This is a genomic window from Propionispora sp. 2/2-37 (assembly GCF_001298735.1).
In the GTDB taxonomy this organism is placed as follows: domain Bacteria; phylum Bacillota; class Negativicutes; order Propionisporales; family Propionisporaceae; genus Propionispora.
The window spans coordinates 124,035-143,913 of the sequence record NZ_CYSP01000003.1; the positions used below are offsets into that span (position 1 = coordinate 124,035).

A 19,879-nucleotide genomic window follows, 5' to 3' on the forward strand; every position below is an offset into this window, starting at 1 on the left:
ATCAACTTTCCGACTCCGACAGTTTACCGGTGACAATCTTCACCCAAACCGTGTAATAAACAAAAGCTGTACAAGCAATAAGTGCCGCGGCAAAGAGATACACGCCCCGGTATCCAATATGAGAAGCCACAATACTAAGCAAGAAAGAACCAAGTCCAACACTGATATCCAAAGCTAAAAAGTACGTAGCAGTAGCCACCCCCGCCCTTTGCAGCGGTGAAAGTTGTACGGCCAGCGTCTGAAAGACCGGACTAAGCGCACCAAAACCGATGCCAATGATTCCGCCAGCTATTAACAAACCGGCGAACCCCTGAGCCTGGCTCAAAGCAATCAAACCAGCGGCAAACAAGAAAAATCCCGGATATACAACACTATTTGCACCAGCACGGTCGAATAACTTCCCCACCACCGGCCGGGTAATCACAATCAGCAGCGCAAATACGGCGAAAAATAAGCTTGTATACTCCGCCAGATTCAATTGTTTAGCATATAAGGGAATAAATATCAACACTCCCGCATAAGCAAAAAATACCAGACCGCCAACTAATGCCATGGGCAAGGCTGCGGTTTCAATAAAGTTATTCCAGTCCAAGGACTGATTTTTTTTAGGAACGGCCCCATTGCCCAGCTTCTTAAAATTGCTGCCGGTACCAGTCCAAAAAGCTAATACTGCCAAAATAATACATCCAGCAATTAAGACCCGGAACGGATAATGAGAAATGATGGTCAAACTAAAGAAGGGCCCCATTACCATCGCTAAATTTGAAAACATGGCAAAATAGCCAATGCCTTCCCCCTTGGATTGTGCAGGAAGGAGCAAGGCTGCCACTGCCGCCACAGCGGTGGTGCCTACGGCAAACACGGCTCCGTGCAGCAAACGTATCGCCAGTAAAACATGAAGGGCATTTACGCCTAAGTACATGATACTGATTGCTAGAAAAATCCCCAGTGACAAAACTAATAGCTTTTTTTTATTACACTCGTCGATCCACTTGCCTGCCAATGGCCGGCAGAGTACAGCGCCAATCTGAAAAAAAGTCATAGCCAACCCCGCCTGCCACGCATTTCCATTCAAGGCTTCCATGACAAAAACCGGCAAGGCGGCAATTAAAGCATAGTGTGTCATATATTGAAAAAAACTGCTAAAGCTCATTCCTAAAAAATCTTTGGTCCATATCGACTGTTTATTCATGATTTCACCTGATATCCGTGTACATTTAATTATACAGCTAGATTACTCTTCTTCCTCTCCTTGTTAAACAAATCAATTCTTCGCTTTACGCAGCAACCCTGCGGCGAATGAACAAAGCCAGTATCCCCCCGGCAAAACATACTATGGAAACAGTAAAAAATACATCCTGAAAAGATAATATAGATGATTGGCGTGTAATCATTGAATTCAGAAGGAGTTTAAATTGGGCATACTGCTGCGGCAAAAGCCCCTGTCCGGTTAACCATCCATGGGCCGCAGCAGATATCATGGCATCATCCATTCCCTTGTCTCCCCATAGCGCCCGCAATACCCGGGATATTTCCTGCGAAGAATAAGCCGCAGGAGTCAAGTATTCCTTTAGTACCGCCGTATGATATATTTCCCGGCGAGTCAGCAATGTTTCGGCAAAAACCACACCAATACTGCCACCTATAATTTTCGCCAGATTAAATATCCCGGAACCGACGCCAATTTTATTTTTGGGAAGGGTTGATACGGCACAATTGGTCAACGGTGACATGGTGAGGCCAAGCCCCATTCCAAATAGGGACAACCGAATAAAAAAATCACGGTTTGAATAATCGGCACTGATGGTGTCCAGCAAATAAAGCGAAAAGGCAATCAACATAATCCCTGTAACCGCAGGCAGGCGTGATCCAAACCGATCCGCTAGTCGCCCGCCAATAGGGGAAAATATTACCATGGAAGCAGTCATTGGCAGTATCATTAGTCCAGCGGTAGTGGAACTGTAGTCCATAATTGATTTTAAGAAAAAAGGCAGTAGAAAATTTCCGCCATAAAAACCGACGAAAGAAATGAAACCAACAAGATTGGCAACAGAAAAGGTAAGGTCACTAAACAGCCGCATATCAATCATAGGTTTTTCCACGCTGAATTCTACCAGTAAGAAAATGACAAATGCAACAAAAGCTACATAAAAAAGCGAAAAAATATACAAAGATTCCCAGCCTTCTTTTTGTCCTTGATTCAGCGCCACAAGTAGTGAACTGATACTGGTTATTAAAAAAACGGCACCTAAATAATCAATCGAAACACCTGCACTGCGACTGGATCTCGGTATTACGGCCAGAGCAAAAATAACACTGATGATGCAGACAGGCCCAACGGAAAAGAAAACCCACCGCCAATTCCAAAATTCAATCAGATAACCTCCAATGGTTGGCCCCATCGCACTGCCAGCAGCCGCCATCGCGCTCCATATGCCCAAAGCCTGTCCCCGTTCGTGAGGTTCAAACGTTTGCGCGACAATAGTCATGGCATTGGGCAACAACATCCCGGCCCCCACGCCTTGAATAATGCGAAAAACTATCATCGCCGTTGAACTGGTGGCAAGGCCGCATAACAGGGAGGCTACAGTAAATATAATCATCCCTAACACATACACCAGTTTGGCCCCAAATTGGTCGCCCAGTTTCCCGGTCAAAGGAAGGATGGAGCCATAAGGTAACATATAGCCCAATGAAACCCAAACAACAGAATCCATGTTAAAATTTAAAGCCGCCATAATATTAGGGAGAGCAATGTTGACACAGCTACTGACATAGGCACTAAGCACTGTTCCAAGACAAACAGCGCATAAAATGAAATATTTCACCATAAACGAAAAACCTTCTATCTATCAAAAAATAAAATACAAGATATTTTAATCATTCATCCTGCGGCAATATTCTACAGGGAATAAGCCTGACAAAATCACACCTTCTGCTCAGGATGATCCAAATGCCCAAGTAAATCAGTCCGTAAGATCGTTATTTTCCACTCGAACTGCTCTAAACGTTCTTTCAGCATTAATTCCAAAGCCGGAATACGGGCAATTCCAACCTCGGTAATCGTATAAAATCGTTTACTGCGCGTAACGGAGTTTTCCCATTCCCCTACTATATATCCTTTATCCTCCATAATCCGTAATAAAGGATAAAGAGCATTGGTATTCGGATTATAGGCCGCCTGCGTCCGCCGCTTTATTTCTTCCGCCAGTTTATTTCCGTATGCCGGTTTCTGCTGTAATATCCTTAGTATGTATAGCCCCAGAACCAGCCTCATGTAACTTAAATAATCGTTACTTTTTATCGCCATAAACTCCCTCTTATCCTTATATTATTTTTATCATTATTAATGGTATTATTTTTTTATATACAAGTCAAACAACAAAAACAGTCATAAGAACTCAATTGCAGTTGTAAAATAAGGGCTGCCAAATGGCAGCCCTTATTTTACAATGTAAGCGTCATATTATCTTCCGTGTAGACCTGTATATTATTTTTTTGAAGCAAGGCACAGAATATCCCGTCACCAACGATCAGCTTCCCGGAAAATGTTCCGTCATAAATTATACCACAACCACAAGTTGGTGACTTTGACTTGAGTACAGCAATCTTGCAATGAACTAACTGAGCAATTTGTAAGGCAATCCGGGCACCGGTCTGAAACTCCTGTGTGACATCCTGTCCGTCTTGACAGAGAATTTTTCCATTACACTGCTCGGCACTCGGACGGGGAGTAGGCAGATTTCCCAATATTTCCGGGCAAAGTGGAAGGGCTTTCCCCTGCCGCACATTCAATAATTTGCGGAACCGGAAAAGCCTGCCCGTTATAGCGGCATTCCACCCCTGCCAGGCAGGCACTGGCTATGATCATGTATTCCACTCCCTGTCCACTTGATGATCACTTTGCTTCCTTTACAACGCCTAATCCCAGCATTAAAAATACAAATCCCGGCTTCCTGCTTCTATCTTTTTCAATTCGTCAATCGTAAGCTGTTTTACCTTTTGATTCGTAATGCTATTTAAATGATTTTCAATGGCCTTTTCCCCAAGTTCACGGGTTTCGGGACTGGCATAATCCATAAGGTACTCTTTAAAGGTTAAAATGGCATTCGGCTGACATACATTTTGGATTTCGCCACTTTTAGCCAATGGCATAAACCGGTCACCGGTCCGTCCTTTACGATAGCAGGCTGTGCAATAGCTGGGAATGTAACCGGCCTGGCAGATATGGCGCAGTATCTCATCCGGCGAGCGATGGTCCTCTACCTGAAACTGCGCAGACTCTTCCCTAACCGTATGCCTTCCCTGTTTCACCGCTTCCAGTTGTGCTTTATAGCCGCCTACCCCGACGCAGGAACCGGCACTCATCTGCGATATTCCCAGGTCAATGACTTCATCACGATAATCCGGCTTTTCTCTGGTAGACAGGATCATGCCCGTATAAGGAACTGCCAAACGCAATACCGCCACAATTTTTTTGAATTCAAAATCGTTGACTAAATAAGGGAAGGTATCTAAGTTTACCCCCTCCGCCACTCGCATACGCGGGAAAGAAAGAGTATGCGGTCCAACCCCAAATTTTTCTTCTAAATGCAGGACACCAAACATTAGGGCAACCACTTCAAACCGGTAATCATACAGGCCAAAAAGTACTCCCATGCCTACATCATCAATGCCGCCTTCCATCGCCCTGTCCATCGCCGTTGTATGCCAGTCATAATCCCGCTTAGGTCCGGAAGGATGCATTTTGGCATAGGTTTCACGATGGTAGGTTTCCTGAAAAAGAATGTAAGTACCGATACCGGCTTCTTTTAGTTTTTTATATTCTTCTACCGTGGTGGCCGCTATTTGAACATTCACTCTCCGTATCTCACCATTGTCTTTTGTCGTTTCATAAATGGTTTTCATTGCATCCGTCACATATTCTACCGGTGTTCTGACCGGATCTTCTCCCATATCCAGCATTAAGCGTTTATGCCCCAGTTCCTCCAATGCCTTTACTTCTTCCCTTATTTCCTCCATGGTCAGTTTTTTACGGGTAGTTTTATTCCGGCAGCCATAACCACAATAAAGACAGTTGTTAATACAGTAATTACTTAGATAAAGCGGTGCAAAAAGCACCAGACGTTTCCCATAAATTTTTTGTTTGACTTCCAGAGCCGTCCGGAACATCTTGTCCAGCAGTTCTTCATCTTCCAGTTGAATCAGCGCCGCCACTTCCCGCGGCGTCAGCCCTTTTGCCGCTTGAGCTTTGGCAATAATGGCCGCCAATTCGCTTTTCGGCAAAGCTGCCGTTTCTTCCAGCAGTTGGCTGATAACCATTTCATCAATAAAATCGGCCACATAGTTTTTTCCCATGTCTCTACCTCTTTCCGGCCTGTGGCTTACCTGCCAAAAAGCAAAACCCTCCATAGCGGAAGGTTTTTTGACAATAAACAGCTTACGGATCCATCCCTAAGATCAGAATTAACTCTTTTCCGCAGGCAGTCCCAAACCTCCCTTCCGGCAAAGCATTCCCTACCGGTCAGGACACATATTTTTTATTCACTTTCTATTGTAGCCCTATAAGATATAATCGTCAATTCCTTTTGCACTAAAGGCTTTTCATCAATATCCGGCACTTTCACCTACAATGACAACCGTCATATCCGCTGCTACCGGCTTTTTCCGGATTACCGAATAGACCCGGCAAATTCTGGTACTCCCCTGACAGTTCATACAGCTGCCGGTTTTAGTGCAGGGGTTTAAGATACCCAGCCTTTTGTTATTCATCGGTGATGCGATTGCTTCCAGTCTTTCAAACGCCGCTTCTTCATCCTTACATACTTTATCCACACTGACTACCACAATAACTTTTTTAGGTCCGAAACTCAACGCACTTACCCGGTTTCCCATGCCGTCAATATTAACAAGACTGCCATCCATGGTTATGGCATTGCTGCTGCTTAAATATAAATCACTCAGCAATTCTTCCCGGGCCGTAGCTACTCTTTCCTCGCTGGTAAGCCCCGATTCTCCGTGATCCAGTACCGTGCCGCCTGCCGCCCGCACCTTATCCTGGATTCCCATATCCTTTATCGTCATGGAGCCGCCAAACCCGACTTTCATCTCCGGTTTTACATGTTCCATAATAAAGTTGGCAGTTTGCTCCAAGGTAGGAAAAAAAACGGCATCAAATTCGTTTTTCTTTAATGCTTCCACTACTTTGTTCCCAATTATTTCTTTATGCCATTGCTGTACTTCCATATTGATCCCCCTATTCTTCTCTAAATGAGTCTGCACCAGCCAGCCATGCACCTGAATGTCCGGCTTCCGTCAGCACTTCAGTCTGCTTGTATACATCCTCCAGCTTTCTTGTTCCCCCGGCCACTATGATTTTATATTCGCCGAAGCCTAGAAATACCAATTTTTACCAGCATGTTCAAAATAATGGCGAAACAGCTCCGTATCGGACCTGGCCTGAGTAACGGCCAGCAGGACCCGCTTCCCCGGAGTCAGATAACTTGAATAAGCAGGCTTCAAAAAGGGATATAAGCGGTCAATCATCTGTTTTAACTGTGCCGACATCTGCCACATGTATACCGGTGTACCCAAAACAATGCCGTCGGCAGCAGCAATTGCCCTGTGCAGCGGCTGCATATCGTCCTGCAAAATACATCGTCCTTCCTTTTTACAGGCATAACAACTTTGACAGCCCCTGATATTCATCGCATTCAAGTTATATACTTCCACTTCCGTGTTCTGTCCCGTCCCCTTGATAATCTCGCCTATCAGGGCAGCCGTACACCCCTGCGGACGGGGGACTGCCGTTAATAGCAATAAGTTTTTTCATTCCCCTCCCTCCTCTCATCGTCTTCTATTCAGGCTTGACGTTAAATTCGCGTTAAAGTCTGATTTCTAAAAGTTTTTTCTGCTATAATAATACTTGCTAATGCAAGACTTAACAAGTACTCACTTAATTGTGCAATAGTATCAAATTGGATACTGTAAAAAATCATGTTCTTTCTATTGTAATACCTTAGTAAACTGGAGGAAACGAAATGAGTGATATCCGCTATATTCATGCCGGCCTCATCGCCAGGGACTGGAAAAAACTGTCTGAATTTTATATCAAGGTGTTTCGCTGCAAACCTACCGGCAGGTACCTAAATCTTACAGGCGAATGGATCAACCGGTTAACGGCTATCGACAGGGTAAAAATTATCGGCACCCATATCAGCCTGCCTGGTTGTGAAAGCGGAGAAACACTGGAAATACTGGAATATAACCCGGGTTGTTTCAGAAATAAGAACGCACAGGTGAATAACCAGGGATTTAGCCATATTGCTTTTGAAGTAACTGACCTGTATGCTGTCTTGCAAAAAATAATTGAACATGGCGGTAGTCAGTTAGGCGCTGTCATTGAAAATGACTATGATGGAATCGGCCTCTTAACGCTTGTATTCGCCAAAGACCCGGAAGGAAATATTGTCGAAATTCAAAGCTGGAAGGAGTAGAAAAAGAGTCAGGTGCATAATTCTGACTCTTTTTCCGGCTTTACCTGTACGGAAAATCCCTTTCTATCAAAATAAGCAATGCCGACAGATAACGGTACGATGTGGATTTAGTATTTTCCCCGCTAGATAATAGTGCAGTAATTTTTCCAAATCCAGAATTGCATCTTTCATTGAATATAATGAACGAATCTGTTCTTCCGATAAAATAAGCAAACTGTCTCCCCATTCCCTGAAATTTAAATGTCTTTTTCCAGTGCCAGCAGTACTTGCTCAGCTAATCGGGAAAAATACCGTGCACTATGTAAAATGGCTGCTTCATCAATGGAAAATTTAGGGTGATGATGCGCATAAGACTGCCCTGTGCCCACATTAATAAAGGCGCCGGGCATTTTCTCCTGATAATAGGCAAAATCTTCACCGCCCAGCCACGGTATTTCCTCCCGTACCTCATAACCAGTTTCTTCACCAACTTGAGCAGCCAGTTTCGCCCACTTTGCCGTATTGTTAGTTGCCGGCGGGCCAGGATACCACCTGAGTTCGGCTCTAGCACCAAAAGACGCCGCAATCCCCTCACTAATCTGTTTGATTTTTGCAGGGATCAGCTTGCGGGTTTCAGCTTTGAGAGTCCGTACCGTTCCTTCCAAAAAGGCCGACTGCGGTATAACATTCCAGGTATTACCGCTTTTGATGTGCGTTACACTCACCAAGCCCTGGTCAAAAGCATTGATATTACGGCTGACGATGGTTTGCAATGCCGTAACCACATGTGCCGCCACAACAATGGGATCAATTCCTTTATCCGGCTCCGCCGCATGCGTTCCAACACCGATAATATCCAGTTCAAAGCGGTCAACGGCAGCAGTTAGCGGTCCGGTACAGGTACCGATTGTCCCGACCGGCAGATGGGGCTGACTATGCAAGCCGAAAATGGCCTGCACATCGGATAAAACGCCAGTTTGCATAATTGCTTCCGCACCATGTCCCGTTTCTTCCGCAGGCTGAAAAATAATCTTTACTGTTCCTGCCAATGCCCTTTCACGTTGTCTTAATAAATAGGCTGCCCCCAAAATAACCGTCATATGAAAATCATGTCCGCAGGCATGCATCTTTCCCTGGTTCAGCGATTGATACGGCAACCCCGTTTCTTCCTGAACCGGCAGTGCGTCAATATCACAACGGATAGCTACCACCGGGCCCTTCGTATCTCCGGCAATTTCCGCCACCAGGCCGGTCGCCAGCGGCAAATCCAATATCCGTATACCAACTGCCGTTAACAGTTCACGCAAAGTTTTGGTGGTTTGAAACTCTTCATTAGATAACTCGGGCAACTGATGAAATTTGCGGTACACCGTGATAAGTTCTTCTTCCAGCCGTTGCATTACCTTTAATAATCGTTCATTCTCCATCACAGAACACCTCTTTTTCTTGCTTTAATGTAGAAAAAAGGTCAAAGCAACCTCCCCGTGGGAAATTCCCTTGACCTTCAGTTTTTCTGATCGATCACAGCAACTCTATATCATAGGAAGATTGTACCACGACTTTTCCTGCTTCGTCAATTCAGCTGACGATAATCATTTTTTATAGCATGCCGGCAAGCCAGCTTAAGTAATTTTTACATTTTATTGTCTAGAGCAGGGAATTAGCTGGGAACAAGGTAATATAACTTATAGAAACTCAATTCATAATGAAGGAGCTGTAAATGATGAAAAAGTTATTTAAATGTACTGTGTGCAACTTTATTTGGGAAGGTGAAAACCCTCCCGCCGTCTGCCCCAAATGTGGTCAGCCTCATGAAAAATTCGCAGAACTAACCTCAGAAAACGCCGATAAAGTTTACAAATCGGAAAGAACCAACGACATCCACGCGGAAATCATTACGTTAATCGACAGGATAATTGCACTTTCCCGCGAAGGAATTGAATTGGATCTTGATCCGGCCTGTGTCAGCGGTTTTAAGCAAGCCATCAGTGAAGGCTATATTATTAAGCAGCGTGCCAAAGCGGAAATTGAAAACCACATCGGGAAGGGTAAGTGGTAAGATTTTTAAAATTCCCCGCAATCGATCGATTGCAGGGAATTTTTATTATAGTGCACTGCTTATTCAATATTTGGCTTTTTCCAAAGCGTTGACCAGCCGTTCTACCGCACTCATGACTTCGCGTACATGACCGCGCGGTAAATTGGATATAATGTCCCGATAATAAATGCTAATACTATCTTTTAGTTTCCTGGCAACTGTCTGGCCTTTATCAGTAAGTATCGCTTCTACGACGCGTTTATCATAGGAAGATTTCTTCCGGATAATCAGACCGTCCCGCACCAGATTATTCATAATCCGGGTGATGGTGCTGATTTCCAAATGCATTTTCTCACTAAGCTCATTCATCGAAAGATTTTGATGCTTATATGTTTCCAGCAAAATATAACACTGTGAACTGGTAAAACCATGAACCCTGATTTGTTCCCTTTCCAGCATTTGAAAAGTCCGTACCGTCTTCTGCAATAATTCTCCCATATCCTCAATACAGCGGATATATTTTTCCTCTTCCGTAAGAATAACTTTTCACTCCCATCACATTATCACTATATTTGTAACATGCAAAAACTGCCGATGTCAACTCGAAATTCTTCCGCTCGATCTCTGACCGTCTTTCTGCCGGCCAATCAGCCACGGCTAAGGCCGCACTAAACAAAAAACATCTCATTTCTTGGCCAAACCTGTTTATATTAAACTTTTGCTGCATTATCAAAAAAACTGATCCCCTATTTATCAGGATCAGTCTTATAAACCAAAACTATTTTTGCCTGGCAAGGCAAAGCACACACTGTTCTAATTGTACTCTATAAATATTCGGGGACTTATTCTTTCATCCTTTTATTCATTTTAAATCGGCTTTAATGTTTTGTTTTATTATCCTCATCCTGTCAGTAACTTTACGGGCAAGCTCTTCCGTAAACCGGTAGGCAGGAATAAAAGTACTCATACCGACGGCCGTGTTATAAATATTTTCTAACGATATGGCAATGCAATAACAGTCACAATTTTGTTTACGATGCACAAAATAACCCTGTTGCCTGATACTGATAAGCCGTTCTCTCATTACCGCAGCATCTATTCCGGCCTGAGATGCCGCTTCATCCCATTCCGTCTGCGGCAGGTTAGCCAGAACAACCATACCGATGCCGGAACTGCCGAACTCCTCTGTACTGCCTACAATGGAAGTCAGCCGCAGCGGATGTTTCGATACGACTTCGTCAATATATAGCAGCCTATGATTTGACGGAATCGCCAAATAGATCGTTTCACCGAATTCAGCCGCCAACTGCTCTAAATAAGGATGCAGCAGCTTTTGAATGGACAAGCCGGCTTCAAATATTTTTCCCAGTTCAAACAATTTGCCGCCCAGCGTATACTTATTTTCTTGCTTGTTAATTATATTCCAGTGCTCCAGAGTGGCTAAAATTCCGTGCAGCGTCGGAAGCTTAAGTTCAAGTTCGTTACCTATGTCGGTAAGCGTGCAATTCCCATTATGTTTCGAGATATAATTTAAAATTAACATCGCCCGATCAATAGATTGTATAGTTTTCATAATTCCCCCACTATGATGCGCAATTGTTATATCTGGCATTATACATTGCTGATTGACAAAAAGCAATAGATGGGTTTATCATTAATTCATTATTATTAAAGTTATTTCGGTATTACCGAAATAACAAAGGAAGGTGATACCGAAATTTCGTTCTGCACATTTTATCTTACATAGGGCAGTAATATGTACTGATGATTACCAAATGCATTACCATATTAGAGGGAGGGTTAGTAATTTATGAAAGTTGTCGCATTTAACGGCAGTCCTAAAAAAGAAGGTAATACTTATTCTGCAATTCAAATGGTAGCTCAGGAACTGGAAAAGGAAAATATCAGCGTTGAAATTGTCCATGTTGGCAATAAAGCGGTACGCGGCTGTCTAGCCTGTAATCATTGTGCCAAAAATTTAAATGAACAATGTGTGATCAATACCGATTCTGTCAATGAATGGATTCAGAAAATGAAAGAAGCAGACGGTATTATTCTTGGATCGCCGGTATACTACTCTGCCATAGCGGGCACCATGAAAGCATTTGTCGACCGTGCCTTTTACGTATGCGCAGCAAATAATCAGCTGCTCAGGCATAAGGTTGGCACCAGTGTTGTTGCCGTAAGACGTTCCGGCGGAATTCCCACCTTTGACCAGCTCAATCATTATTTTACTATTTCAGAAATGCTGGTTCCGTCTTCAAACTACTGGAATGTCATCCACGGTACGGAACCGGGAGAAACCGAACAGGACGAGGAAGGCAAACTAATCATGAAGGTGCTCGGTCAAAATATGGCCTGGCTGTTGAAACTTATTGAATATGGCAGAGGAAATATAACAGAACCCGCCAAACAGGAAAAAATATTTACCAACTTTATCCGCTAAGTTAACTTTATGGATAAACTCCGAAATTGATTGTTCATACCGGCTGGTTTTGTCTTCATTGACGATAAAGGCTATGTTTTTCCCCCAATTGGAAGAAACATAGCCTTTATCGTTATTTAATCGCCAGAAAAAATTTTCAGGTTCCCTTAATCTGTGAAGCTACAAACCCATGTCCCTGGCAGGCTGCCTGGCTGCCGAGTTCTTGCCGGCCTAACGGAGATTGCCGCGGAGTGACTTTTATCCGCCCCTTTACTTTGTTTCACCGGCTTCGATCGAAATTTCCCCTGCCTCATTAAAATGTATGACGCTACCGGCTTTAACGGCTTTGATGCCGCCATCCTCCGACCGCAATTCTGCCGGATCTTTTAAGGTACCGGAAACCACTTCACCGTTTTCATTAAATGTGACCGATTTTTTGGCACTGAATTTGAGAAACCCGGCTGATTGCAGTTCCGCCGGAAGGCTCCTCCAGCCCAGCGGGCGCAAATAGGTGTCTTCTTCCAATATGCCTGACCGGACCGCACCGGAATCATAAAAAGTAAGAACAGTGCCGCCTTTAAAAGTAATAAATCCATATTTTCCCTTGATCAGCTGGACTGTTGCCCCGTCTTTAATGGTCCCCGTGACAACATGTCCCTGGGCATCAAAAATTACAGTCGTTCCGCTTTTATACATCAAATGCCCGTACCCGGGAATATCCGTATGATAAACCCGTTCCACATAAGGATGGTAGTAGCGATGGGGAAAAAATCCCATACCGTCGTAGGTCGTTTTTTGATAATAATCACCAATAATCCGGTCCCAGCCAGTTGGGCGAAGAAAGGTATCATTTTCCAGTGTGCCAGAAACCACTTCCCCCAATTCGTTTACGGTTATTAACGTATCTTTTCTGAACTCAACAACATCCCCGACCGCCCAGCCTTGTGGATGAAGCTTAGTGTCTTTAGTCAGCATTCTGCTCTCAGCAAAGGCGCTGGGCATATAAAAAGAAATATGTACAACTCCCAGAACTGCACAAATACATATTTTTCTCACCAGACCATGCATCATAATCAATCACTTCTTTCCTTGTTGTAATGCGCTCCATCCGTAAAGGATCATTATTTCCATGGTATAATTATTCATATTGTTGCCATCGCAATAATATCCATATTTTTACTTAGTGCTATTATATCCTACTAACTGCATTTTGGAAAGAAGGACTCTGAAAGCCTTAATGCATGACAACACAAAAAATTAGGGTGGGTCACTTAACCCTCCCACCCTTTTCATCATAGTCCCCTTTCGGCAGCGGCTTAGCCAAGGGCTGCCAGCCCGGCACCAAAGAAGAACCATGCTCCTGTTCCGTTTCGTGCCGGCTTTCTATCCTTTCCTCTCTTTCTCTCAGCCGGATATAGCCCCAGGTAGCTATCGTAAACCAGGGCACAAATGGGGCTATCGAGTCTACAATACCACGGGCAAGAGACAGCACCCCCAGTTTAGTTATCATCTGGCAAAACATCATGCTGTAGAAAATTCCCATAACAGTGTATATATACACATATACTGTTTCTCTGGGCAAAAAATGAAAATACAAAATAAAAAATATCGACCAGGAAATTGGCGCCATAAAGTGCAATCCCATAAGGCCAAATGGCTCATAATTGATATACCGGAATTCGCCGAAAAAGTTCGCTATACCAACGACGAATATATCAAAGATACCCCCGAAAATAATCCCGTAAATTGATAAACGGCGAATTTCCTCCCTGGGGATAAGAATTACGAGTAATATGGCAAAAACTACCGTATATAAAATAGGTATAAGGTTTGCAGACATAGTCATTCTCCCTTCTTTGCTGCAGCGGTCATCCTTATTATTTCAATAAATAAGCAACAGTATACGAATTGAAAAACTGGCTGCCCGCTAAATGCTATCGGGTATAATGATCCTGCCGATACAACTATATGCCCGTTTCTTGTTTTTCGACCGGAAACAACCATTCCAGAATTTCCGGAAATCTGCTGACAAAAACATCATGGCCATGGACAGCGCCCTCAATTTTACTAAAACAGCAATCTTCCGGCGAAAATCCCTTCTCCAGCAAAACAGCATACGCTTCTTCATTTTTTCCGACCATGTTCTGCTTCAACCCTTTCTTGAAAATGCCCTCCTTAGTTCCTACATCCATATAAATTCTGCGGCCGGTAACGGCAAGTTCATTGGAACGCATAAATTCAATAAACCGGTCATACCAGAACGAACCGGAAATGGAAGCAATTCTGCCAAAACTTCCGGGATGCAGGTATGCGGCATACATGGAAATCAATCCACCGAAGGAAGCACCGGTAATCCCCGTATTTTCCGGTGCTTTCAGTGTACAGTAGGTTTGGTCGATATACGGTTTCAAGTCATTTGCCAGGTAATTGAGATAAACCGCACCCTGGCCGGCACAATCCCTTTCCTGTTCAACCCTCGCCTTGGTTTGCCAGGGGGTATACTCATCGTTTCGGCGGTTGGGTGCAATCCCGACAAAGATCATCTCCCTCAGGGTTTTCCGGCGGAATCGGTTTTCTAACTCATCCAGAGATTCGAGAAACAAGTATCCCTTATCCTGGACATAAGTCACGGGAAATGCTGAAGCTTTCTGCCGATAAGCAGGTGGTAAATAGATACAAATTGCATGCCCCTTGTAGGTTGTCTCCATTAAACTTCCTTGCATGATCCGTCTCCTTCTGCTTCTTTTTCTATTGCTACACTGTCGTAATGGAAACAGATAGGCGTCCCATCCTGGGGGTCCAGCATAACCCTGGCCTCAATCTGAAAGACCTGTCTCAACACTTCCGGCGTAATGATTTCCAGTGGAGTACCGGCAGCAAGAATACGTCCCGCTCTCATGGCTACAATCTCATGAGAAAAGCGGGCGGCATGATTAATATCATGCAATACCATAACGATGGTACATTGCCTTTCCCGGTTTAGCTGCTGAACAATTTTCAAAACTTCCAGTTGATGTACCATATCCAAATAGGTAGTAGGTTCATCTAAAAGAAGGATGTCTGTTTCCTGAGCCAGCGCCATCGCCAGCCACACTTTTTGCCGTTCGCCGCCGGACAAACTGCCTAGTTCCCTGTCACGGAATGAAATGGTTCTGGTTATTTCCAGCGCCCGCTCAACAGCACTCCGGTCTTGTCTGTTCATTTGCAGCAAATTACGTCGATATGGAAATCGCCCGTAAGCAACCAGTTCCCCTACTTTGATTTCCTGGGGGGCAAGCGGATTTTGCGGCAGCAAAGTCAATTCTTTGGCAATTTGTTCAGTATGCAACTGCTGCAACTCTTGTTCTCTTAAATAAACCGTTCCCTTTTTTTGCTTGATAATCCGTCCCATGGTTTTAAGCAATGTTGATTTGCCACAGCCGTTGGGGCCGACAATGGTGGTGATTTTCCCTTGTTTAACGGCAAAATTAAGTTCCTGAAACACAAGGCGTTTCTCATAGCCTGCTGTCAGATTCTCTACCCGAAGTATGCTCATCGTTTAAAAACACCTCAATCTGTCCTGCTGTTAGCCAACAAGTAAATAAAATAGGGCACCCCCAGCAGGGATATAACGATTCCTACGGCAAGCTCTGCCGGTGCAAAAACATTTTTCGCAATAAAATCAGCCGCTACCAAAAAAATCATCCCCAACAGCCCGGCAAACGGCAGCACATACTCGTGATGGACTCCCACCAGACGCTTGGCTATATGCGGAATGATCAGCCCGATAAACCCAATACTCCCGCTTACCGCAACACAGGCACTGACCAAAGCGCTGGCACTTAACAACAGAATGGCTTGCTCCTTGCCGACAGAGATTCCCAGGCTTTTCACAGTGCTTTCTTCCAGTTGAAATAAATCCAGGATTCTCGACTTTTGAAAGGCAACCGGAAGGATCAATAAAAACCAGGGTAAAACGGAAGCGATATATTGCCAATTGGCCTGTTGCAGACTCCCCAGGCTCCACACCATCGCTGCCTGAAAGTCTGCAGGATTCATTTTCAGGGTAAAGAAAAGAGTAAGTGCGGTAAAACCGGAGGCCATAGCAATTCCAGTAATTAAAAAGCGTTGTGGATCTAATCGGTTATTTTTCCAAGAAAAAAGATAAATCGCAGCAGAAGACCCTAATCCTCCCAACAATCCGAAAAACGGCATGACCATGACCGCTGACCAGTCGGTTCCGGTAAACGTTCCCTGGTAAAAAAACATAAATATAACAATAGCCAAACCGGCTCCGGAATTAACACCCAATAAGCCCGGATCAGCCAGTCCATTGCGGGAAACCCCCTGAAACAGGCATCCGGCAATTGCCAGTCCCGCTCCAGCCAAAGCCGCAATAATTAACCGTGGCAGCCGGAAATCATAAATTAACAGATCATATTCACTGGTTTCCTGTATTCCCAATAAGATTTCAATCACGTTAGTAAAAGAAAGTTCGATCATGCCGTAGCTTAAGCTCCAAAAAGCCAGCAATGCCAGTACCCCGCCACCGGCAAGCATACTGCCGGCAAAACGTCTTGAAGAATCAGACATATTTATGTCCTCCTCTTTTTCTCGCTAAATACAGGAAAAACGGTACACCTACCAGGGAACTGATCACATCGACCGGAGTCTCAAAGGGCTGATTGAAAAAACGGCTTGCTACATCGGCAAAAATTAAAAACACAGCTCCTAATACTCCGGAGCAGGGTACTATCCATTTATAATCAGCCCCTGTCAAAAAACGAGTAATATGCGGGATAATGAGTCCCACAAAAGCAATTTTACCGGCTAAAGCTACGGCACTTCCCGTTAACAACATGACGGCAATAGCTGCTGCCAATTTTACCACGATGATTCGCTGACCCAGACTAATTGCCACTTCTTCGCCTAGAGATGCTACCGTCACTGACCGGGCAACCCATAGAGCAACAAAAATTCCTATGATAAAAAACGGCAACGCCCATTGCAGCGTGTCCGGTTGCATTTGATGCAGCCGGGCATGATACCAAAAGCCGATATCTTGAGAAATCTGAAAATAAACAGCCAAGGCTAAAGCTAAACTGCTTAAGAAAGTACCAATAATGGTACCCAGTATCGCCAACCTCACCGGTGACAGCCCCCGGGGCACCAGCGAACCAATTCCAAAAACAATGCCTGCTCCCAAAGCCGAACCGGCAAAAGAAAACAGCATTTGCTCCCAGCCGGCTGCATCGGGTAATAGAATCATACTGAGGGTAACTGCTAGTATGGATCCGTCGCTAATCCCCATAATGCCGGGATCGGCTAAATCATTACGGGTAATTCCCTGCATCAGAGTTCCCGCTATGGCCAGCGCAGCGCCGATACATAACGTTCCCACCGCCCGGGGTAGTCTTGAACTCATGATAATCTGTTGATCTGTGTTATCAGGATTAAAATTCAGCAATGCCCCCTGGATGGCCGTGAGATCGATATGCTTTACACCGAACAACAAGGATACAACCACCATGCCAGCAAGCAGCAGCGGCGCAGTCAATAAAAGAATATGAGAAAAATAGTTTTCCTTAGGCATGGAGTCCACCCGCTTTACAATGTTAATGTTATTGAGATAATCTTTCAACCGCAGCATGTAAAAACGCAATTTTACCGCCTATCGCCACTCCCTGTATCAGCGGATCAACCACGTTGACAAATACATGGTTGTTTTTTACCGCTTTGACATTTTGCCAAATGGGATTTTGCCGTAAGCTCTCCATAACCCGGGGATGCGCCGGGCTTTCACTTTCAGCATATTGCACGAAAATATAATCAGGATCCATCTCACTAAGTTTTTCCAGCGAAAGTATTTCCTGAGGTTTTGCTTTCTTAATTTCTTCCGGCACAGGCAAATCTAGTTTCGAATACAGAATGTCATTAAAAAACAAATCGGCCGGATAGATGCAGATATTCCCGCTGCGCAGCCGTACCGCAATGACCTTTTTCTCTTTCACCGTTTCCGGAAGGCGGTTCTTAGCTACAGCGGCATCCTGCCTGTATTTTTGTATCACAGCTTCGGCTTTCCCCTGTTGACCGGTCAATTCTCCTATGAAGCGCAGGCTAGCCTCTCCATCATTAGAAAAATGGGACAGCGGAATAGTGGGAGCAATCTTTTGCAATTTGTCGGCTGTTGTCGCCACAAACTTATCACTGCTGAGAATAATATCGGGTTTTATCTGCAAAATAGCTTCAAAATTTGGCTGTACCCGTTCACCAACCGGTTTGGCCTGCTGCGTAATGTCTGCAAACATAGCTGGAAAACTCCCGCCAATCGTCATAACGCCCACCGGTTTGACCCCTAACACCAATAAGTCCTCTAATGCTTCCAACGCCCCGGTAACCACGATTCTTTCGACTTTAACCGGAACAGCATACGCTTTGCCAAGATAGGCAATACTCCGTTTACCACTATCCACGTTTCCGGCTGTAGCGGGGTTTTCCGTCTGCGCTCCCTTTTTATTAATATAAATGCCCGATACAAGAGCGGCGCCCAGTAACACCACCACTCCCCAGAGCCATATTCGTTTTGCCATAATATTGATTGCTCCTTACTAAACTAATCATTCTTCGCTTTCCATTCGCAATATACTCGTTCTGGCCTTCACCATGTTTAGCATACCGATTCTAGATTACGATATTTAAGCAATGATGCACGCAAACTAAAGATACCATGCTTTCGCGAAAATTTTTAGAAGAATATTACGGTTTTTAGAATGTTATTTAACTATATTTCTCTAATCCGGCATGCCAAAAAACAAAATGCACTCCAGGAATCCCTACAATTATAAGGTTGACAGTTAAAGAAAAAAATTCTATAATAAACCGAAAAACGATAATAATTATCAAAATCAATTATACATCTATTTGCTATTTTTGCCAATTGTTTTTAGGGAGGTGTATACATGACTATTTACGAACATATCCGGCAATTAGGTGACAAGTTTTACGCCTGCACCTGTCTTCCTTTACAGTCATTTGATTTTAGCGGGAATCTCATCCACGCCGCCGGCTACAATGCAAAATTAACTGAACTTTTTGAGCATAATAACATTTTTGAGCAAGTCCGTAATTCCATAAAAAATGATACTGCCAGCAGTCGGACTACCATTGCTTGTCCCGGTTGCATTTATTTTACCGCTCGCTCGATTTGTGTCAAAAATGTTTATCGCGGTTTTCACATTCTTGGACCATATACGACAAAAAAAGATGCCAATCTAACCGGTATTTGCTATAAACCGATCAATTGCATCCCTCATTTACTTACTTTACTTAGCAATATTGCAGCAGACAGTATTTTTTTTAAACAAAAGGTAAAACTGTTTTTGAACTCGGCCGCCAACCCTAATGTCAAAAAAGCCATTGATATCCTTGACGCCCGTTATCACGAGCCCGTCACCTTATCGGGTGTTGCAGCACAACTGAAAATCAGCAAGAGTTATCTTTGCAGCTTGTTCAAAAAAGAAACAGGAAAAACATTTTCTCAATATTTAAATGAAATACGGATCGAAAAAAGCAAGGATTTGTTACTGAAACAAAACATGTCGGTTCTGGATATCGCCCTGTCCGTCGGGTTCAATAATCAAAACTATTATAATATGGTGTTTAAAAAATTCATGAAACACACGCCCTTAGAGTTTCGCAACCATCGAAAATCATCGTAGTATTAGTTAAATACAACGAAAAGAGGCCGCCTAAAAAAGTCGTTGGCTTTTAGGCAGTCTCTTTTTCTTATCTTCGCTTAGAATAAATTTTTAGTGAATTAAATTAATATAAATTTTCTTATAAGTTTAGCATAACTATCCATTACTATCTTTTTACATAGTATCTATTATAAAAGTGCATACTTTTCTTTTGGCAGATTTATTATATAATGCAATCAGATCAGATAAAAGAATATTCTGGAGG

Annotated in this window: 23 protein-coding genes; 4 read left to right on the forward strand and 19 right to left on the reverse strand. The window is 43.8% G+C overall.

Features of this window, described 5'->3' with window-relative positions:
• Position 1: 1 nt before the first annotated feature.
• The 9 genes from P22_RS03975 to P22_RS04005 all read right to left on the reverse strand — a co-directional run bounded on the left by P22_RS03975 (position 2) and on the right by P22_RS04005 (position 6,819).
• Positions 2-1,192 (reverse strand): MFS transporter, encoded by a 1,191-nt coding sequence (locus P22_RS03975; RefSeq protein WP_054258923.1) that lies wholly within the window; start codon positions 1,190-1,192, stop codon positions 2-4.
• An 85-nt stretch (positions 1,193-1,277) separates the two neighbouring features.
• Entirely contained in the window at positions 1,278-2,831 is a 1,554-nt protein-coding gene (locus P22_RS03980; protein ID WP_072169773.1) for a DHA2 family efflux MFS transporter permease subunit, read from the reverse strand.
• Positions 2,832-2,926: 95 nt separating this feature from the next.
• On the reverse strand, positions 2,927-3,310 hold the full coding sequence (locus P22_RS03985; protein ID WP_054258924.1) for a PadR family transcriptional regulator: 384 nt from the start codon (positions 3,308-3,310) through the stop codon (positions 2,927-2,929).
• 137 nt (positions 3,311-3,447) lie between these two features.
• A complete protein-coding gene (locus tag P22_RS03990) occupies positions 3,448-3,750 on the reverse strand; it encodes a 2-thiouracil desulfurase family protein (protein WP_235814555.1) in 303 nt (100 codons plus the stop codon).
• Positions 3,707-3,871, reverse strand: coding sequence for a DUF523 domain-containing protein (locus tag P22_RS21095; protein WP_235814556.1), 165 nt, complete (start codon positions 3,869-3,871; stop codon positions 3,707-3,709). The genes P22_RS03990 and P22_RS21095 overlap by 44 nt, the downstream gene beginning before the upstream one ends.
• A 62-nt stretch (positions 3,872-3,933) precedes the next feature.
• Positions 3,934-5,358 carry a [FeFe] hydrogenase H-cluster radical SAM maturase HydG gene (gene hydG / locus P22_RS03995; protein ID WP_054258925.1) on the reverse strand — a complete coding sequence of 475 codons (1,425 nt, stop codon included), beginning with the start codon at positions 5,356-5,358 and terminating at the stop codon, positions 3,934-3,936.
• Between the two features lie 249 nt (positions 5,359-5,607).
• The gene (locus tag P22_RS04000; RefSeq protein WP_054258926.1) at positions 5,608-6,246 is read right to left on the reverse strand and encodes an LUD domain-containing protein; all 639 of its coding nucleotides are present in this window, start codon (positions 6,244-6,246) and stop codon (positions 5,608-5,610) included.
• A gap of 10 nt (positions 6,247-6,256) precedes the next feature.
• Positions 6,257-6,406, reverse strand: coding sequence for a hypothetical protein (locus P22_RS21100; protein ID WP_235814547.1), 150 nt, complete (start codon positions 6,404-6,406; stop codon positions 6,257-6,259).
• The gene (locus P22_RS04005; RefSeq protein WP_235814548.1) at positions 6,394-6,819 is read right to left on the reverse strand and encodes a flavodoxin family protein; all 426 of its coding nucleotides are present in this window, start codon (positions 6,817-6,819) and stop codon (positions 6,394-6,396) included. The genes P22_RS21100 and P22_RS04005 overlap by 13 nt, the downstream gene beginning before the upstream one ends.
• A 221-nt stretch (positions 6,820-7,040) precedes the next feature.
• Here P22_RS04005 and P22_RS04010 point away from each other — a divergent pair, with 221 nt between their 5' ends.
• Entirely contained in the window at positions 7,041-7,496 is a 456-nt protein-coding gene (locus P22_RS04010) for a VOC family protein (protein WP_054258927.1), read from the forward strand.
• A gap of 236 nt (positions 7,497-7,732) precedes the next feature.
• On the opposite strand, the gene P22_RS04015 is transcribed toward P22_RS04010, so the two are convergent.
• The gene (locus tag P22_RS04015; protein ID WP_054258928.1) at positions 7,733-8,902 is read right to left on the reverse strand and encodes an amidohydrolase; all 1,170 of its coding nucleotides are present in this window, start codon (positions 8,900-8,902) and stop codon (positions 7,733-7,735) included.
• A gap of 293 nt (positions 8,903-9,195) precedes the next feature.
• Here P22_RS04015 and P22_RS04020 point away from each other — a divergent pair, with 293 nt between their 5' ends.
• Positions 9,196-9,534, forward strand: a complete 339-nt coding sequence (locus P22_RS04020) for a rubredoxin-like domain-containing protein (RefSeq protein ID WP_235814549.1) — start codon at positions 9,196-9,198, stop codon at positions 9,532-9,534.
• A gap of 63 nt (positions 9,535-9,597) precedes the next feature.
• Here P22_RS04020 and P22_RS04025 read toward each other — a convergent pair whose 3' ends face one another.
• Positions 9,598-9,999 carry a MarR family winged helix-turn-helix transcriptional regulator gene (locus P22_RS04025; protein WP_235814550.1) on the reverse strand — a complete coding sequence of 134 codons (402 nt, stop codon included), beginning with the start codon at positions 9,997-9,999 and terminating at the stop codon, positions 9,598-9,600.
• A gap of 376 nt (positions 10,000-10,375) precedes the next feature.
• Positions 10,376-11,086 (reverse strand): IclR family transcriptional regulator, encoded by a 711-nt coding sequence (locus tag P22_RS04035; RefSeq protein ID WP_054258932.1) that lies wholly within the window; start codon positions 11,084-11,086, stop codon positions 10,376-10,378.
• 237 nt (positions 11,087-11,323) lie between these two features.
• On the opposite strand from P22_RS04035, the gene P22_RS04040 reads away from it, so the two are divergent.
• Entirely contained in the window at positions 11,324-11,959 is a 636-nt protein-coding gene (locus tag P22_RS04040; RefSeq protein ID WP_054258933.1) for a flavodoxin family protein, read from the forward strand.
• Positions 11,960-12,208: 249 nt separating this feature from the next.
• On the opposite strand, the gene P22_RS04045 is transcribed toward P22_RS04040, so the two are convergent.
• The 7 genes from P22_RS04045 to P22_RS04075 all read right to left on the reverse strand — a co-directional run bounded on the left by P22_RS04045 (position 12,209) and on the right by P22_RS04075 (position 18,507).
• Complete coding sequence (locus P22_RS04045; protein ID WP_172675805.1) at positions 12,209-13,009, reverse strand: hypothetical protein; 801 nt, start codon at positions 13,007-13,009, stop codon at positions 12,209-12,211.
• 196 nt (positions 13,010-13,205) lie between these two features.
• Positions 13,206-13,778: a hypothetical protein gene (locus tag P22_RS04050; protein ID WP_069972749.1), complete on the reverse strand. Its 573-nt coding sequence runs from the start codon at positions 13,776-13,778 to the stop codon at positions 13,206-13,208.
• A gap of 124 nt (positions 13,779-13,902) precedes the next feature.
• Positions 13,903-14,661, reverse strand: coding sequence for an alpha/beta hydrolase (locus tag P22_RS04055; RefSeq protein WP_054258935.1), 759 nt, complete (start codon positions 14,659-14,661; stop codon positions 13,903-13,905).
• Entirely contained in the window at positions 14,646-15,473 is an 828-nt protein-coding gene (locus tag P22_RS04060) for an ABC transporter ATP-binding protein (RefSeq protein ID WP_054258936.1), read from the reverse strand. Before P22_RS04060 ends, P22_RS04055 begins: the two co-directional genes overlap by 16 nt.
• Positions 15,474-15,487: 14 nt before the next feature.
• Positions 15,488-16,510 carry a FecCD family ABC transporter permease gene (locus P22_RS04065; protein ID WP_054258937.1) on the reverse strand — a complete coding sequence of 341 codons (1,023 nt, stop codon included), beginning with the start codon at positions 16,508-16,510 and terminating at the stop codon, positions 15,488-15,490.
• A complete protein-coding gene (locus tag P22_RS04070; protein WP_054259086.1) occupies positions 16,503-17,510 on the reverse strand; it encodes a FecCD family ABC transporter permease in 1,008 nt (335 codons plus the stop codon). Before P22_RS04070 ends, P22_RS04065 begins: the two co-directional genes overlap by 8 nt.
• A gap of 28 nt (positions 17,511-17,538) precedes the next feature.
• Positions 17,539-18,507, reverse strand: a complete 969-nt coding sequence (locus tag P22_RS04075; protein ID WP_054258938.1) for an ABC transporter substrate-binding protein — start codon at positions 18,505-18,507, stop codon at positions 17,539-17,541.
• Positions 18,508-18,876: 369 nt separating this feature from the next.
• Between P22_RS04075 and P22_RS04080 the strand changes: the two genes are divergently transcribed.
• A complete protein-coding gene (locus P22_RS04080) occupies positions 18,877-19,635 on the forward strand; it encodes a helix-turn-helix transcriptional regulator (protein WP_054258939.1) in 759 nt (252 codons plus the stop codon).
• Positions 19,636-19,879 lie beyond the last annotated feature (244 nt).